Origin of the sequence: Klebsiella sp. X13 (genome assembly GCF_003323835.1) — a bacterium.
GTDB classification, from domain to species: Bacteria; Pseudomonadota; Gammaproteobacteria; order Enterobacterales; family Enterobacteriaceae; genus Klebsiella; species Klebsiella ornithinolytica.
The window spans coordinates 3,635,699-3,651,691 of sequence record NZ_CP030874.1 but is presented as its reverse complement, the minus strand read 5'-3'; the positions used below and the strand labels follow the sequence as shown (position 1 = coordinate 3,651,691).

Genomic DNA, 15,993 nt, shown 5'->3' with positions numbered 1-15,993 from the left:
AATGAGCGACTCGCACCACGAGTTGTCATACCGGTTCCTGTAATAGTTTGAATAATATTGTTTTATTTCTTCTTATATCCGGGTAACTAGTATGGAAGCTATCGGACCAATTCAGGTTAGGCGAGAAAATCGGCGGGCAGTAGCGTTATTTATGAAAGTTTTTTCATAAGATGATGAAATGCTCACTGAAGAGGCAAACATTTACTTGATAATCTGGCTTTGTCGATGATGAAAATTCTTTCATTTTGAAGATGGAGCTGGATCACAAAATGGATAAAAAGCTCAAAATAGCCGAGATCGCCAGCCGGACGGGGATGTCGGCGAGCACGGTTTCCAGAGTGCTGGCAGGAAAAGCGAACACCAGTGACAAGGCCCGGCGGGCCGTGCTGACGTGCGCGCGCGACATGGGGGTGCTGGAAGGCATTGCCGCCGGGCGTATGCTGCTCAACAGTCTGGTCGTCTTTGCGCCGCAGCGGGCGTTTGATGAGCGTTCTGATATCTATTACTACCGGGTCATTCAAAGTATCCACCATGCGCTGGCTGCTCATGAGGTGCGCCTGCGAACCTGCGCGCTGGAAGAGAATGACAGCGATGCCAATCAGTTCCTGGCCCGCATGAACGAACCGGAAACCGAAGCGGCGATCCTGCTGGGCATTGACGATCCGCATATTCACGATCTGGCGGTAGATCTGGCGAAACCCTGCGTGCTGATCAACTGCCGCGACGAAGCGATGCGCCTCTCTTCCATTGCGCCGGATCACCGGCTAATAGGCCAGTTTGCCGCGCAGTATCTGTTTGATATGGGCCATCGGGCGGTGCTGAATGTCATGTGCCTGCGGCGTTACACGATGGACCTGCGGCTGGCAGGTATCAAAGAGGCCTGGCGGATGCGCAACCTGCATTTTACCGATGGGCGTGACCTGCTTACGGTCGCCAGCTTTAGCGCCAGGGACAGCGAAGAGCGGGTAGGCGAATGGCTCGACGCGCGGGCAGGCAAATCGCTGCCAACGGCATTTTTGGTCGGCGGAGATTTTATGGTCGCCGGGACGGTGAGTGCGCTGCAAAAGCGCGGGCTGCGGGTGCCGCAGGATATTTCGGTGATGAGTATCGACGGTTTCAATCTGGCCGCCATTCAGGATGTGCCGCTGACCGCCGTTCACGTCCCGCGTGACGAGCTGGGTACGGAAGCGGTACATCTGCTTCAGCAGCGGTTGATTCGCCCGGATGCGCCGCGCGGCTCGCTGCTGCTGCACGGCACGCTGGTGGTACGGGATTCGGTAAGGCGGATACGTTCCGGTAACCGCCTTACCACGGTTGTGCAGGCAGGGCTCTACGACGACTAGACGGCGATACCCAGCGCCCGTTTACCATGAATATTGAGATCGTCCAGGGTAAAACGCTCCTGCCAGTCGGCCTCATAGTCTTCACGGGGGAAGTCCCCCGGTGAAGCGCCGTTTTCCAACGCCAGCTTGACCTTCTGCGCGTAGGCGAGGTTTTTCTCGCACATCGGGGCGGCGGGAATGTACATCACATTGCCCCAGCCCTGCTGGTTTTCCACCGGCGCCACCGAATGAATCACATCGCAGTGCCACCATACCGAATCGCCGGCATTGAGCGCCGGGATAGAGCTGAGCGCTTTGATCAGCAGCGGATGCCATTTCTCGGAAACCGGCAGTACTTTCCCCGGCGCCACGCCGCACAGCTCATCGTCCGGCACATCGTCCAGCAGCGGGCGCAACAGGATATACGCCATCGCCTCCGGAATCGGCACTACGTGCAGCAGCCCCTGATCGGGAATCATATCCGAGAGCGCGGTCCAGCCCTGGAAAGTCCGGAAGACGGAGCACTTGGTGGTGTTGTCGACGGTGTACTCTTCGACTTCAGTACGGTGCGCCGCATTCCACGGGTCATAGGCATCAAGATTGCCGTTGAAGACGTTGGCAAAGACGCGCTGATAGGCCGGCAGCAGCCAGCGCTCCAGCGCGCCGGAATCGGTGTGTGCGCCCAACCCTTTCGAGGTGGTTCCCGGCGGGCGACGGCGGATGCGATCCGGATAGATAACGCTCACGTCCGGGTCGAACCACTGCTTGCCGTCATGGTTAAAGGTCCACAGGCGGTTAAGGAAAGACTGCACGGCGGCCATCTCATCGCTCTGACGCGCCTGCATCTGTGCCTGTGACCAGTAAATCGGGTAAATCTCCGGGCGCGAAGCGTCAAGTGAGCCGAAGAAGGTGTCGCCAGGGCCTTTGTAGACATCGTCGAAATGGTTGCGATCGAGATATTCAAGCATCGCGTTATCCCAGGCCAGCGCTCGTTCGCGCGAGAAGTGACCTTTGATAACCGCACAGCCGCGGCGCTTAATGGCCTCGCGCTGGGCGTCGCTGACTTTCCCTTGCGCGATATCGCTGAACGGGATCACCGGCCAGACATCCTCGCCGCGGGCTTTCAACGCCTCAATCTCTTCCAGGCGGGCGCTAATCTTTGCGCTGAGGCGATCGAATACCGCCTGCACATCGCCGATTTGCGTGCGCAGATGCTGTTTCATTTGGCGAATCGCCGCTTTGTGGTCGGCGGGTAATGTTTCGTGGGTGTAGATAGCAGCCATGGTGACCTCACTCAGCTTTCAGCTTTCATTCGAAAGTATTAAATCTTACAAACGTTAATTTAAGTTAAATTAAAGTTAATGCAAGTTTAAAATTTAGAGGAGGTGCACAAAATGGAAAAAACCGGGGCAGGGGGCCCCGGTCAGCGGTCAGCAGGAGAAGGGAGGCGTCTTATCGAGAACGGCCTGAATGACCTTCAGCGCGCCGTGATGGTTGTTGTCGTCAGTCGTGTAATCGGCGATAGCTTTGATGCTTTCGGCGGCGTTGCCCATGGCGAATGCGTATTTCACCAGCTTCAGCATTTCCGCATCGTTGCCGCTGTCGCCGATGGCGACGCACTCCTGCGGCGAGAGCTGCCAGCGTTTGAGCAGGCGGCTGATGCCGTTCGCTTTGTGCAGCCCGGGAATAATTAAATCAACGAAGCCGAAACCGCTGGTCACGGGCTTCATGATGCCATCGAGTGAAACGTGCAGTTTATCGATAAGTTGCGGGATATCGCTATCCGGCAGATTGAGCGAGAATTTGAACAGGGTGTCGTTAATGTTCTGATAATCGCTGATTCGCTGCAGGCGATGATAGTGTTTTGACATCAGAGCGACGAACGCGTCGGGGGCGTTGTCGCTGACGTAGGCGCTCTCCAGACCGCAGGCGACGAAGTTCAGCTGACGGTCTTTCAGCAGCTCGCCAATCACCACCTGGGATTCATGGCGGGTCAGCTCGCCGTGGAACAGCTGTTGGCCGTGTTCGTACACCAGCGCACCGTTCTCGGCGACAAAAGAGATCTGCTCGCGAATTTCCGGGAAAAAAGAGATCAGCTGATAGTACTGGTTGCCGCTGGCGACAACAAATTCAATACCCTGCTGCTGAAGTTGCGCGAACTGCGCGAGAAAACGCGGGCGATCGTACTGCTTGGCGTCATTGAGAAAAGTTCCGTCCATATCGGTGACGATAACTTTAACGGTCATAACAAATGCTCCTGGCTAACTTCGACCAGTAACATTCTAATTACAATGTGACCTGAAGCACAAATTTATTTCGAATGAAACTTCATCCGCCTCGTTGCGCTCCAGATAGGTGGGTTGACTCCGCTAGCGGCTGACAATGTACGGGAGAAAATCCCCGGGTTGCGGCGCTCACGTCTGTCCCGGGCTACCAGCCAGCAAATGGCCGTGAATCCGTAGCCCGGCTCAGCGCAGCGCCAGCCGGGGCTTTTCTTACAGCGTATGCTCGGTACGGGCGATGATATCGTCCTGGGCATCCGGCGACAGGGCGGTAAAGAACGCTGAGTATCCCGCCACGCGGACCACTAAATCACGATACTGGTCAGGGTGCTTCTTCGCTTCCAGCAGCGTCTCCCGCGACACGATGTTGTACTGAATATGCCAGCCTTTATGCACTTCGAAGAAGGTACGCAGCAGCACCATCAGTTTCTGCTTATCGGACTCGTTCTCCAGCGTCGCCGGGTTCAGCTTCTGGTTTAGCAGCACGCCTCCGAGAATCGAACCGGTCGGCAGTTTGCCGACGGAGCTGATGACCGCCGTTGGCCCCAGATGGTCAGTCCCGGAAGCCGGGCTGGCACCTTCCGCCAGCGGTGAGTGCGCTTTACGTCCGTCCGGCGTGGCCATGGTCTGGGCGCCAAACGGCACGTTAGCAGAGATTGACGAGGTACCAGCGTAGTAGTTACCGCCGATTGGACCGCGGCCGTAGCGCGGGTTGTGGTACTGCTTCAGCTCATCGATATAGGTCTGGTACGCGCGCGCCAGCAGGGTATCCACGCTGTCATCATCGTTACCGTACTTCGGTGCGCCGTTGATTAAACGCTGACGCAGCTGCTCGTGGGTCAGGCCTTCAAAGTCTTCCGCCAGCGCTTTCGCCAGCTGCTGCTGACCGATTGCCCCCTGCTCAAACACCAGCTTTTTCACGGCGACCAGGCTGTTGCCGAGGTTGGCGATCCCGACCTGCAGTCCGGATACCCAATCGTATTTGGCGCCGCCTTGTTTAATGCTCTTCGCCCGCTCGATGCAGTCATCCACCAGCGCCGAGCACAGAATGTCATGGACGTTCTCTTCCAGCATGGTATCGACGACGTACTCAATCTCGATCGATTTACGCGTGTAGTAGCGAATCTGGGTATCCCAGTCTTCCAGCACCTGCTCGAAGCGGGTGAAGTTGCCTTTCGACAGCGCGTGTTCCTGCGGCAGGAACACCTGACCGCTGGTAGCATCGCGGCCACCTTCCAGGGTGGCGAGCATTACGCGGGCGAAGTTGATAAAGCTCATCCCGGTACAGCGATAGCCCCACTTGCCGCCGACGGCGGTTTCGATGCAGCCGATGGCCGCGTAGTCGTAGGCATCCTGCGGTTCGATACCGAGTTTGATGAATTCCGGAATAACGATTTCGTCGTTATTAAACGCCGGCATCCCGAAGCCGCAGCGAATGACCTGTACGCAGGCGTCAAGGAAGTCATTACTCATACCGGCGTGGTAGCGCACGCTGAGGTTCGGCTGGGTGGAGCGCAGACGGCCGCAGGATTCGAGAATCGCATAGGAGAGCGGATTCACCGCATCCTGCGCGTTGCCGTCCACCAGGTTCTGGCCGCCGATCGTCACGTTCTGATATAGCGGGCTGCCTGCGGAGGCTTTCGAGTGCGAGCCGGAGCGGATTTTGTTCACTTCCAGCAGCTTCAGCCAGCAGCTATGCAGCAGTTCAATCGCTTGTTCACGCGCCAGCGATTGCTGCAGCTCGACGTCGCGACGGTAGTATGGATAGAGGTACTGGTCCATACGGCCGAAGGAAACCGAGTGGCCGTTGGATTCAATTTGCAAAATCAACTGGATGAAGTAGCACAGCTGCAGCGCCTGCCAGAACGTTTTTGGCGGTTCATGGGCGATGAGGTCGCAGTTTTCGGCGATGGCCAGCAGCTCGTCCCGGCGCGTTTCGCGTGTCTCGGCGGCAGCCATGGTACGGGCCAGTTCGGCAAAGCGTTGGCAGTGTTCGCTCACCGCTTCCAGCACGATATCAATGGCTTTGAGGAACTGCTCACCGTGCAAATCTTCCAGCACCGTAAGGTTGATGCGTGAACGGCGCTCGGCTACTTTGGCGCGCATGCCGTCGAGGCCTTTTTCCAGCAGCAGCGGATAGTTGACCGCCAGGTGGGCGTCGCCGGAGGTCATATTGCCTTCCGCTTTAATAATGCCGGTGGCCAGCAGCGCTTTTTGTTCATCGGTAAACATCCCGTAGCAGCGATCCTGAACGGTCTGTCCACGCCACCACGGGCAGATCTCATGCAGCACCCGCTTGTTCTCTTCGCTGACGGCGAAACCGGCTCCCGGACGATCGGCCAGATCATCGATCTCTTTTTCAATCCAGCTGACGGTATATTCCGGGAAGATCGGCGCGGCGCGGACTTCGCTTGCCTGGTTGCCGACGATCAGCTCGTCGTGTTTGATCCAGATAGTCCGCTCCGCCAGGTGATGGGCCAGCGCCAGCGCGCGACGTACCGGGATCGGCTTATCCAGATGCTGTTGATAAGCGGCGGTGTAATGCTGCGCGCGCTCGGTGCATACCGGCGGCTTAACGATATGAACCAGCGCCATTTTATGCGCCTGAATGCGAGCGCTCAGCGTATCCAGTTTCAGGGTAGTCATGAGTTTATCCTCGTAAAGTAGCCGTTAAACCTTTGCTCTGAGCATAGTGCTGCGCGAAGGCGAGCAGCTCGGGTGCAGCAAGCGGTTTGTCCGGAGCGGTATAGGGCTGACTGAGTAACTGATATTTGTTCATTCCCAGCGTGTGGTACGGCAGGAAGTGAATCTCCTCGACCTTCAGACGGTCGGCGGCAAAATCGGTGATGGCGGTAATGGCGGCTTCATCGGCATTAAATCCCTGAATCAGCGGGACGCGGATGATAATTTTTTTCCCGGCCTGCGCAACGCGTTGCAGGTTATCCAGCACCCGGCGAGCGCTGCCGTCCGTCCATTGGTTGAAAATCGCTTCGTTCACGTGCTTAAGGTCGGCGAGAAACAGATCTACCCACGGCAGCGAAGGCGCAACATATTTCCACGGCACGTGCAGACAGGTTTCGACGGCGGTGTGAATACCGGCTTCATGACTGGCCTGAAACAGCTGCTGCGCCAGCTCAGGATTCATAAACGGCTCACCGCCTGAGAGGGTAACTCCGCCGCCGCTGCGATCGTAGAATGGTTTATCCCGCAGTACCGTGGCCATAATCTCCTCCACAGGCTTCTCTTCGCCGCAGACGGTGAGTGCGGTGGTCGGGCAGCATTCGCGCAGCCGCGCATAGTGGTCGTCGGTGAGCTTTTCACGATGGATAATCAGGCCATCCAGCTTGCGGGTTATCACCTCCGGCGCCGCCTGCTGGCACAAATCGCAGCCGTCGAGACACAGACGAGCGTCATACAGCAGATCCGCGGTGCGGGAACGACTTTCCGGATTCTGACACCAGCGGCAACCCAGCGAGCAGCCTTTAAGGAATACGACGGTGCGAATCCCCGGGCCGTCGTGGGTTGAATAGCGCTGAATGTTGAAGATCATGTTGAGCCCTCTCTTTGCATATGAAGATTAAATTACTTTCGAATGAAAGTTACATTGATGCAAATCAACAAGCAGAACGGATACGATCGGGGAGAAGAGGGAAAGGTGTAGCGGGTCACAGATTATCCGGCGACGGTCGCCGCCGGTGGGGGGTTAGTGGCTTGCGCATACCTCGCACTGCGGATTACGCGGCAGCTTCATTTCACGAAACTGACAGGTCATTGCGTCATACATGACGATTTTGCCTGCCGCCGGCGTGCCGTAGCGGCTGAGCACTTTAATCGCTTCCATCGCCTGTAACGCGCCGATGACACCCACCAGCGGCGCCATCACGCCCGCCTCAACGCAGGTGAGGGCGTTGTCGCCGAAAAGACGGCTCAGACAGCGATAGCACGGCTCACCCTCCTGCCAGGTAAAAACGCTGATCTGACCTTCCATGCGAATCGCCGCGCCGGAAACCAGCGGCGTTTTGTGCCGGAAACAGCCCACGTTAAGCTGGTTGCGGATAGCGACGTTATCGGTACAGTCGAGCACCAGATCGTGGGCGGCGATCTGCGCCCGCAAGGCTTCCTCTTCCAGCACCGCATTCAGCGTCGTGAGCTGAACGTGCGGGTTGATGCGTGCCAGCGCGTCGCGCGCGGAGTCGACCTTCGGTTGGCCGAGGGTCGCATCGCTGTGCAGCGTCTGACGCTGCAGATTGGAGAGCGACACGGTGTCGAAATCCAGCAGCGTGAGCTGACCGATGCCCGCCGCCGCCAGATACTGCGCGGCCGCGCAGCCGAGCCCGCCCAGGCCAACCACCAGCACCCGGGAGGCTTTCAACTGCTCCTGACCGTCAAAGTCGAAACCGCGCAGGATGATTTGACGGTTGTAGCGCAGCATCTCCTCATCGCTCAGTTCAACCGCCATTACAGCCCCCCGAACAGATGGTTAAAGGGCTCGACTTCAACCCACTCACCCGCTTCAACGGCGCCGCGCTCGCGTTCGAGAACGATAAAACAGTTGCCGAGACTGAAAGAGCTGAAGATGTGCGACCCCTGATGACCGGTCGATTCAACCACCAGCTCACCGTCCGGATTGCGTCGCAGCACGCCGCGCTGGAAGTCGAGACGGCCCGGTGATTTCTTTAGCCGCGTAGCGGCGCGAACGCGCAGGCGCATCGGCTGCGCCTGGCCGCCGTTGCCCCCCAGTTTTGCCAGCAGCGGCTGCACCAGCTGATAGAAGGTGAGGGTGGCGGAAACCGGATTACCCGGCAGGCCGCAGAACCAGCTGTTATTCAGTTTTCCGAAGGCAAAAGGTTTACCCGGCTTGATGGCCAGCTTCCAGAAGCCGATTTCACCCAGCTCTTCGAGTATCTCTTTGGTGTAGTCCGCTTCCCCGACGGAGACGCCGCCGGAGCTGATGACTACGTCGGCCTGCCGGTCGGCCTCGATAAACGCCTCGCGCAGTCGATCCGGATCGTCGGGAATAATGCCAAGGTTAATCACCTCGCAGCCCAGCTGCTCAAGCATCAGGTGAACGGCGAGGCGGTTGGTATCGTAAATTTGCCCGTCGCCCAGCGGCTGGCCCGGCAGCTGCAGTTCATCCCCGGTCGAGAAGACCGCGACGCGCACTTTGCGCACCACCGCAACTTGCGCAATCCCCAGCGAAGCGAGCACCGGCAGTTCGGCGACGGTAAGCGGGGTTCCTGCCGGGAAGACCACGGCGCCATCGGCGATATCTTCCCCACGGCGGCGAATGTTCTGCCCGGCTTTGACCGGTGCGATGAAGCGGATGCCCTCTTCGGTCTGCTCCGTCTCTTCCTGCATCACCACCGCGTCGCAGCCTGGCGGGACGGGTGCGCCGGTCATGATGCGAATACAGCTTCCGGCAGGCCAGGCATCGTGGAACGGCTGTCCGGCGAACGCTTTACCTGCCACCGGCAGCGCCGCGCCGTCGGCGAGGTCGGCCAGACGCACGGCATAACCGTCCATCGCCGAGTTATCAAAACCCGGGACGTCCAGCGGTGAAATGAGATCATGGGCGGTTACGCGCGAAAAGGCCTGCAACAGCGGGACGGTTTCCACCGCGCTGAGCGGTGTAATTCGATTGAGCATCTGAGTCAGGGCTGTGTCGAGCGGCATCAGTCCGGCGGTAAAATCCATGGGGGTCTCCTGCGGGCAAAACATCGAAAACACCTATTATGACAGAAAAGCGCTGGCGGCTATATGCCACCACGGTACAGGGTTTACACCGCACTCCGCGCTTTCTATATTCAAAAATTGTATAGGACAGTCAGCACGATAATGATATTTATACACAAAATCATCCTGAATACAGCGGGGCAGCAGGGGAATACACCTGGAAAAGAGCGGGTTATCCGTCGCCTGTCAGGAGCGGTTTGCAGGATGTATCAAGACACTTTATCGGTAAAGGATCGCTGAATGGGCAAGGCGGTGATAGCAATTCATGGCGGGGCGGGGGCGATTACGCGTTCCGCCCTGACGCCGGAACGTGAACGACAATACGTGGCGGCGCTTTCAGCGATCGTCGATAGCGGGCAAAAAATGCTGGCGGCAGGTGCCAGCGCGCTGGATACGGTGACGGAAGCGGTGCGGCTGCTTGAGGAGTGTCCGCTGTTTAACGCGGGTATCGGATCGGTCTTTACCCGCGATGCAACCCATGAACTGGATGCCTGCCTCATGGACGGCAACCGGCTGCAGGCCGGGGCGGTTGCCGGAGTGAAACATTTGCGTAATCCGGTGTTGGCCGCGCGTCTGGTGCTGGAACAAAGCCCGCACGTGCTGCTGATTGGTGAAGGGGCGGAAGCCTTTGCCGTTTCTCATGGCATGGAACGGGTCGAGAACCATCTGTTTTCGACCACCGAGCGTTTACTCCAGCTACAACAGGCCCAGGCCGACGATGAAATCGTGCTCGATCATCGCCCCGCGCCGCTCGATGAGCGCCATAAGATGGGGACCGTCGGGGCGGTAGCGCGGGATTTGGCCGGTAATCTGGCGGCGGCGACCTCGACCGGCGGCATGACCAATAAGCTCCCCGGGCGCGTCGGTGACAGCCCGTTGCCGGGGGCCGGCTGCTATGCCAATAACGCCAGCGTCGCGGTCTCCTGCACCGGAACCGGCGAAGTGTTTATGCGCACGCTCGCGGCCTACGATATTGCGGCGTTGATGGAGTATGGCAATCTCAGCCTGTATGAGGCCTGTGAGCGGGTGGTGATGGAAAAACTGCCGGCGCTCGGCGGCAGCGGCGGCCTGATTGCCATCGACAGAGAAGGCAACGTGGTTCTGCCGTTTAACAGCGAAGGCATGTATCGGGCCTGGTGCTATGCCGGGGATACGCCGACGATTGGTATTTATCGGGAATAAGGGGAAGCAGGTTGCCGCATAGTCAAGAAATCGACGCCGATGATGTTCTGGTGGTACGCGATCTGAACGTGGCGTTTCGCCAGCAGCAGGAGACGTTTTCCGCGGTGCGTCAGCTGTCGTTTACCCTGCGGCGGGGCGAAACGTTAGCCATTGTCGGCGAATCGGGTTCAGGAAAATCCGTGACCGCGCTGGCGCTGATGCGCCTGCTCGATCGGGCGGTAAGCGAGGTCAGCAGCGAAGCGCTGTGGCTGCGCCGTCGCAACCGTCAGGTCGTCTCCCTGAGCGAGCAGTCCGCCGCGGGGATGCGCAGCGTGCGCGGGGCGGACATGGCGATGATTTTCCAGGAGCCGATGACCTCGCTAAACCCGGTATTTACTATCGGAGAGCAGATTGCCGAGTCTATTCGTTTGCATCAGGGGCTGGGGCATGATGCGGCGCTGCGCGAAGCGAAGAAAATGCTCGATCAGGTCAGGATCCCCGAGGCGGAAACGGTGCTCTCGCGCTATCCCCATCAGCTTTCCGGTGGGATGCGTCAGCGGGTGATGATCGCGATGGCGCTCTCCTGTCGTCCTGCGGTTCTGATTGCCGATGAGCCCACCACGGCGCTGGATGTGACAATTCAGGCACAGATTCTTCAGCTCATTGCCGTGCTGCAAAAAGAGATGGCGATGGGGGTGATCTTTATTACTCACGATATGGGGGTGGTCGCCGATATCGCCGATCGGGTACTGGTGATGTACCGCGGAGAAGCGGTGGAGAGCGGCACGGTGGAGGAGATCTTCCGCGCGCCGCAGCACCCCTACACCCGGGCGCTGCTGGCCGCGGTCCCGCGGCTCGGGTCGATGCGCGGTAGCGATCTGCCGCGTCATTTTCCGTTATTACAGCAAGCTGCGCCTGACGAGGGCGAGCAGAATACCGTCGTCGCCGGCGAGCCGATTCTTAAAGTGCGCGATCTGGTGGCGCGCTTCCCGCTGCGCAGCGGCATTCTGAATCGCGTCACCCGCGAAGTTCATGCGGTGGAGAAGGTGAGTTTTGACCTGTGGCCAGGAGAAACCCTCTCTTTGGTCGGCGAGTCCGGCTGCGGGAAGTCAACGACCGGCCGGGCTCTGCTCCGGCTGGTGGCGACGCAGGGCGGCACCATCGTTTTTAACGGCGAGCGGATTGATACGCTGGCAAACAGCAAACTTCAGGCGCTGCGCCGCGATATCCAGTTTATTTTCCAGGATCCGTTTGCGTCGCTCGACCCGCGACAAACCGTGGGTTATTCGATCATGGAGCCGCTGCGCGTACACGGCATGCTGGAGGGGGACGCGGCCCGCGCGCGCGTCGCCTGGCTGCTGGAGCGAGTCGGTTTGCAGCCGGAACATGCCTGGCGCTACCCGCACGAGTTTTCCGGCGGCCAGCGCCAGCGTATTTGCATCGCCCGCGCGCTGGCGCTCAATCCGAAAGTGGTGATTGCCGACGAGGCCGTGTCAGCGCTGGATGTTTCCATCCGCGCGCAGATTATTAATCTGATGCTCGATTTACAGCGCGAAATGGGCATCGCATTCCTGTTTATTTCACACGATATGGCGGTGGTTGAACGCATCAGTCATCGCGTGGCGGTGATGTATCGTGGGCGGATTGTCGAGATAGGCCCGCGGCGCGCCGTGTTTGAAAACCCGCAGCACCCTTATACCCGTAAATTGATGGCCGCCGTACCGGTTGCCGACCCGACGCATCGTCATCCGCAGCGCGTACTGCTCTCTGACGAACTGCCGGGCAATATCTATAAGCGGGGCACCGAGGTTAGCAGCATGCCGTTACAACAGGTGGGGCCGGGCCATTTTGTCGCCAGGGAACCCGTCGCCGACGTGCTGGGAAGATAACAACGACACCAACAGTACAGCCTTTCAGGAGAACAACATGACACAACGTGTATTACGCAAAGGGTTGCTGGCGCTGGTCGTCACGTCAGCGCTGGCGGCAGGCCCGGCTTTTGCCGCGAAAGATGTGGTCGTCGCGGTCGGCTCTAACTTCACGACCCTCGACCCGTATGATGCCAATGACACCCTGTCCCAGGCCGTCGCCAAATCGTTCTATCAAGGGCTGTTTGGTCTGGATAAAGAGATGAAGCTGCAAAATGTGCTGGCGGAGAGTTACACCATCTCGCCGGACGGACTGGTTTACACCATCAAACTCCATTCCGGGGTGAAGTTCCAGGATGGCACCGACTTTAATGCCGAGGCGGTGAAGGCCAACCTCGATCGCGCCAGCAATCCTGATAATCATCTCAAGCGCTACAACCTGTATAAAAATATCGCCAGTACTGAAGCGCTCGATCCGACGACGGTAAAAATTACCCTGAAGCAGCCGTTCTCCGCGTTCATCAATATCCTGGCCCACCCGGCCACGGCGATGATCTCTCCGGCGGCGCTGAAAAAGTACGGCAAAGAGATCGGCTTCCATCCGGTGGGAACCGGGCCGTATAAGCTGGACACCTGGAATCAGACCGATTTCGTGAAGGTGACGAAGTTTACCGGCTACTGGCAGCCAGGCTTGCCGAAGCTCGACTCGATCACCTGGCGTCCGGTGGTGGATAACAACACTCGTGCGGCGATGCTGCAAACCGGCGAAGCGCAGTTCGCATTCCCCATCCCTTATGAACAGGCACCGCTGCTGGAAAAAAACAGCAAGCTGGAGCTGGTGGCCAGCCCGTCGATCATGCAGCGTTACATCAGCATGAACGTGACGCAAAAACCGTTCGATAACCCGAAAGTACGTGAAGCGATCAACTACGCCATCAACCGCCAGGCGCTGGTCAAAGTGGCGTTCGCCGGCTATGCGACACCGGCCACCGGCGTCGTACCGCCGTCTATTGCCTATGCCGAAAGCTTTAAGCCGTGGCCGTACGATCCGGCGAAAGCCCGCGAGCTGCTGAAAGAGGCCGGTTTCCCTAACGGTTTCAGCACCACGCTGTGGTCATCGCATAACCACAGTACCGCGCAGAAAGTGCTGCAGTTCACCCAGCAGCAGCTGGCGCAGGTGGGCATTAAGGCCCAGCTGACGGCGATGGATGCCGGCCAGCGTGCGGCGGAAGTCGAGGGTAAAGGGCAGAAAGAGAGCGGAGTACGCATGTTCTACACCGGCTGGTCGGCTTCAACCGGCGAAGCTGACTGGGCGCTGTCGCCGCTGTTTGCTTCGCAAAACTGGCCGCCGACCCTGTTCAACACCGCGTTTTATGGCAATCCGCAGGTGGATAAAGATCTGACGGATGCGCTGAAAACCACCGATGTGAAGGAAAAAACGCGGCTCTATAAAGAGGCGCAGGAGACTATCTGGAAAGAGTCCCCGTGGGTGCCGCTGGTGGTGGAAAAACTGGTCTCAGCGCACAGCAAAAATCTGACCGGTTTCTATATCCAGCCGGATACCGGGTTCAGCTTCGAGCAGGCGGATTTAAGCCAGTGATGGAAGGGACTTTGACCCTCTCCCGCAGCGGGAGAGGAAGGTGGCGCGAGGGGCTCTGCTCTTCATTCGCGCCCGAGGGCGACAGGGATACCAGCAAGGGGGGACGATGCTCAATTATGTGATTAAGCGTCTGCTGGGGCTGATTCCCACGCTGCTGATTGTGGCGGTGCTGGTATTCCTGTTCGTGCATATGTTGCCTGGCGATCCGGCGCGGCTGATTGCCGGACCTGAGGCCGACGCGCAGGTGGTGGCGATGGTGCGCCAGCAGCTGGGGCTCGACCAGCCGCTGCATGTCCAGTTCTGGCACTATATCACCAGCGTATTGCAGGGCGATTTCGGCACCTCGATGGCGTCACGCCGTCCGGTCAGCAGCGAAATAGCCAGCCGCTTTATGCCGACGTTGTGGCTGACTCTGGCCAGCATGAGCTGGGCGGTGATCTTCGGCATGGCGGCGGGCATTGTGGCGGCCGTGTGGCGCAATCGCTGGCCTGACCGCCTGGGGATGGCGCTGGCGGTGACCGGTATTTCGTTTCCGGCTTTTGCGCTCGGTATGCTGCTGATGCAGGTCTTCTCGGTGGAGCTGGGCTGGCTGCCGACGGTGGGCGCCGACAGCTGGCGGCACTATATTTTGCCTTCCCTGACGCTGGGGGCGGCGGTCGCGGCGGTGATGGCGCGTTTTACCCGCGCCTCTTTTGTCGATGTTCTGCATGAAGATTACATGCGCACGGCGCGCGCCAAAGGGGTCAGTGAGACCCGGGTGGTGCTGAAACACGGTCTGCGCAACGCCATGATCCCGGTGGTGACCATGATGGGACTACAGTTCGGTTTTTTGCTCGGTGGGTCGATCGTGGTCGAGAAGGTCTTTAACTGGTCAGGTCTTGGACGGCTGCTGGTGGATTCGGTGGAGATGCGCGACTATCCGGTCATTCAGGCGGAAGTCCTCCTCTTTTCGCTGGAATTTATTCTTATCAATTTAGTGGTGGATGTTCTGTACGCCGCCATTAACCCGGCTATCAGGTACAAGTAAGGTGCGATTGCTCAACTGGAGAAGACAGGCGGCTATTAACGCCATGCCGGGAGTTAAGCCCGGACAAATACGCACGCCGTGGCGTGAGTTCTGGCGGCGATTTCGTCGTCAGCCGGTGGCGATGGGCGCCGGTGTATTTGTCCTGCTGCTGATTGCAGTTGCTCTCGCGGCGCCGTGGATAGCGCCGTTCGATGCGGAAAACTATTTTGATTACGACCGGCTCAACGACGGTCCGTCGATGATGCACTGGTTCGGGGTGGATTCGCTCGGGCGCGATATCTTTAGCCGGGTGTTGGTGGGGGCGCAGATTTCGCTGGCCGCCGGCGTGCTGGCGGTGCTGATTGGCGCGGCGATCGGTACCGTGCTCGGTCTGCTGGCCGGGTATTATGAAGGCTGGTGGGATCGCATCATCATGCGCATCTGCGACGTGCTGTTCGCCTTCCCGGGGATCCTGCTGGCGATTGCCGTGGTAGCGGTGATGGGCAGCGGGATGTCGAACGTGATCATTGCGGTGGCGATCTTTTCGATCCCGGCATTTGCCCGCCTGGTGCGCGGTAACACCCTGGTGCTCAAGCAGCAGACCTTTATTGAATCGGCGCGCAGCATCGGCGCCAGCGATACGACGATTCTGTTCAGCCATATTCTGCCCGGAACGGTCTCGTCGATCGTGGTCTATTTCACCATGCGTATCGGGGTATCGATTATCTCCGCTGCCAGCCTCTCTTTCCTGGGACTCGGGGCGCAGCCCCCGACCCCGGAATGGGGGGCAATGCTCAATGAAGCGCGGGCGGATATGGTGATGGCGCCGCACGTGGTGCTGTTCCCGGCGATTGCGATTTTCCTGACGGTGCTGGCGTTTAACCTGCTGGGGGACGGCCTGCGCGACGCGCTGGATCCGAAGATAAAGGGGTAGGGGCTATTCCCCGGTGGCGCTGTCGCTAACCGGGGCTACGGATGGGTGCGGATGAGTGCAGTTTTGTAGCCCGGATCAGGCGCGTTA

At 58.9% G+C, this 15,993-nt stretch carries 12 protein-coding genes; 6 read left to right on the top strand and 6 right to left on the bottom strand.

What is annotated here, in order from left to right; all coding sequences use genetic code 11:
• The first annotated feature begins 251 nt into the window (after nt 1-251).
• Complete coding sequence (locus tag DSD31_RS17335) at nt 252-1,343, top strand: LacI family DNA-binding transcriptional regulator (RefSeq protein ID WP_162098176.1); 1,092 nt, start codon at nt 252-254, stop codon at nt 1,341-1,343.
• Here the strand turns inward: DSD31_RS17335 and DSD31_RS17330 are convergent.
• The 6 genes from DSD31_RS17330 to moeA form a co-directional block, all read right to left on the bottom strand.
• Nucleotides 1,340-2,605 carry a DUF1479 domain-containing protein gene (locus tag DSD31_RS17330; RefSeq protein ID WP_004859865.1) on the bottom strand — a complete coding sequence of 422 codons (1,266 nt, stop codon included), beginning with the start codon at nt 2,603-2,605 and terminating at the stop codon, nt 1,340-1,342. The two genes, DSD31_RS17335 and DSD31_RS17330, sit on opposite strands and share 4 nt — an antisense overlap.
• 147 nt (nt 2,606-2,752) lie before the next feature.
• Nucleotides 2,753-3,568 carry a Cof-type HAD-IIB family hydrolase gene (locus tag DSD31_RS17325; protein ID WP_044348295.1) on the bottom strand — a complete coding sequence of 272 codons (816 nt, stop codon included), beginning with the start codon at nt 3,566-3,568 and terminating at the stop codon, nt 2,753-2,755.
• 249 nt (nt 3,569-3,817) lie between these two features.
• A complete protein-coding gene (locus DSD31_RS17320; protein ID WP_004859870.1) occupies nt 3,818-6,250 on the bottom strand; it encodes a formate C-acetyltransferase/glycerol dehydratase family glycyl radical enzyme in 2,433 nt (810 codons plus the stop codon).
• A gap of 4 nt (nt 6,251-6,254) precedes the next feature.
• Entirely contained in the window at nt 6,255-7,154 is a 900-nt protein-coding gene (locus tag DSD31_RS17315) for a glycyl-radical enzyme activating protein (RefSeq protein ID WP_004859872.1), read from the bottom strand.
• Nucleotides 7,155-7,307: 153 nt separating this feature from the next.
• Entirely contained in the window at nt 7,308-8,063 is a 756-nt protein-coding gene (gene moeB, locus DSD31_RS17310) for a molybdopterin-synthase adenylyltransferase MoeB (RefSeq protein WP_015584830.1), read from the bottom strand.
• Complete coding sequence (moeA, locus tag DSD31_RS17305; protein ID WP_004859877.1) at nt 8,063-9,298, bottom strand: molybdopterin molybdotransferase MoeA; 1,236 nt, start codon at nt 9,296-9,298, stop codon at nt 8,063-8,065. The genes moeB and moeA overlap by 1 nt, the downstream gene beginning before the upstream one ends.
• Nucleotides 9,299-9,577: 279 nt before the next feature.
• Here moeA and iaaA point away from each other — a divergent pair, with 279 nt between their 5' ends.
• The 5 genes from iaaA (at nt 9,578) to gsiD (ending at nt 15,906) form a co-directional block, all read left to right on the top strand.
• On the top strand, nt 9,578-10,519 hold the full coding sequence (gene iaaA / locus DSD31_RS17300) for a beta-aspartyl-peptidase (protein WP_004859879.1): 942 nt from the start codon (nt 9,578-9,580) through the stop codon (nt 10,517-10,519).
• An 11-nt stretch (nt 10,520-10,530) separates the two neighbouring features.
• Nucleotides 10,531-12,387 (top strand): glutathione ABC transporter ATP-binding protein GsiA, encoded by a 1,857-nt coding sequence (gene gsiA, locus DSD31_RS17295; protein ID WP_032724625.1) that lies wholly within the window; start codon nt 10,531-10,533, stop codon nt 12,385-12,387.
• Between the two features lie 37 nt (nt 12,388-12,424).
• Entirely contained in the window at nt 12,425-13,966 is a 1,542-nt protein-coding gene (gsiB, locus tag DSD31_RS17290) for a glutathione ABC transporter substrate-binding protein GsiB (protein ID WP_015584829.1), read from the top strand.
• 106 nt (nt 13,967-14,072) lie between these two features.
• A complete protein-coding gene (gene gsiC, locus DSD31_RS17285) occupies nt 14,073-14,993 on the top strand; it encodes a glutathione ABC transporter permease GsiC (protein ID WP_113991208.1) in 921 nt (306 codons plus the stop codon).
• A 1-nt stretch (nt 14,994) separates the two neighbouring features.
• The gene (gsiD, locus tag DSD31_RS17280) at nt 14,995-15,906 is read left to right on the top strand and encodes a glutathione ABC transporter permease GsiD (RefSeq protein ID WP_113991207.1); all 912 of its coding nucleotides are present in this window, start codon (nt 14,995-14,997) and stop codon (nt 15,904-15,906) included.
• Nucleotides 15,907-15,993 lie beyond the last annotated feature (87 nt).

Bases quoted from the DNA above. Each gene is read 5' to 3' on its own strand.
- DSD31_RS17335 (WP_162098176.1), top strand. From the start codon at position 252: ATGGAGCTGGATCACAAAATGGATAAAAAGCTCAAAATAGCCGAGATC.
- DSD31_RS17330 (WP_004859865.1), bottom strand. From the start codon at position 2,605: ATGGCTGCTATCTACACCCACGAAACATTACCCGCCGACCACAAAGCG.
- DSD31_RS17325 (WP_044348295.1), bottom strand. From the start codon at position 3,568: ATGACCGTTAAAGTTATCGTCACCGATATGGACGGAACTTTTCTCAAT.
- DSD31_RS17320 (WP_004859870.1), bottom strand. From the start codon at position 6,250: ATGACTACCCTGAAACTGGATACGCTGAGCGCTCGCATTCAGGCGCAT.
- DSD31_RS17315 (WP_004859872.1), bottom strand. From the start codon at position 7,154: ATGATCTTCAACATTCAGCGCTATTCAACCCACGACGGCCCGGGGATT.
- moeB (WP_015584830.1), bottom strand. From the start codon at position 8,063: ATGGCGGTTGAACTGAGCGATGAGGAGATGCTGCGCTACAACCGTCAA.
- moeA (WP_004859877.1), bottom strand. From the start codon at position 9,298: ATGGATTTTACCGCCGGACTGATGCCGCTCGACACAGCCCTGACTCAG.
- iaaA (WP_004859879.1), top strand. From the start codon at position 9,578: ATGGGCAAGGCGGTGATAGCAATTCATGGCGGGGCGGGGGCGATTACG.
- gsiB (WP_015584829.1), top strand. From the start codon at position 12,425: ATGACACAACGTGTATTACGCAAAGGGTTGCTGGCGCTGGTCGTCACG.
- gsiC (WP_113991208.1), top strand. From the start codon at position 14,073: ATGCTCAATTATGTGATTAAGCGTCTGCTGGGGCTGATTCCCACGCTG.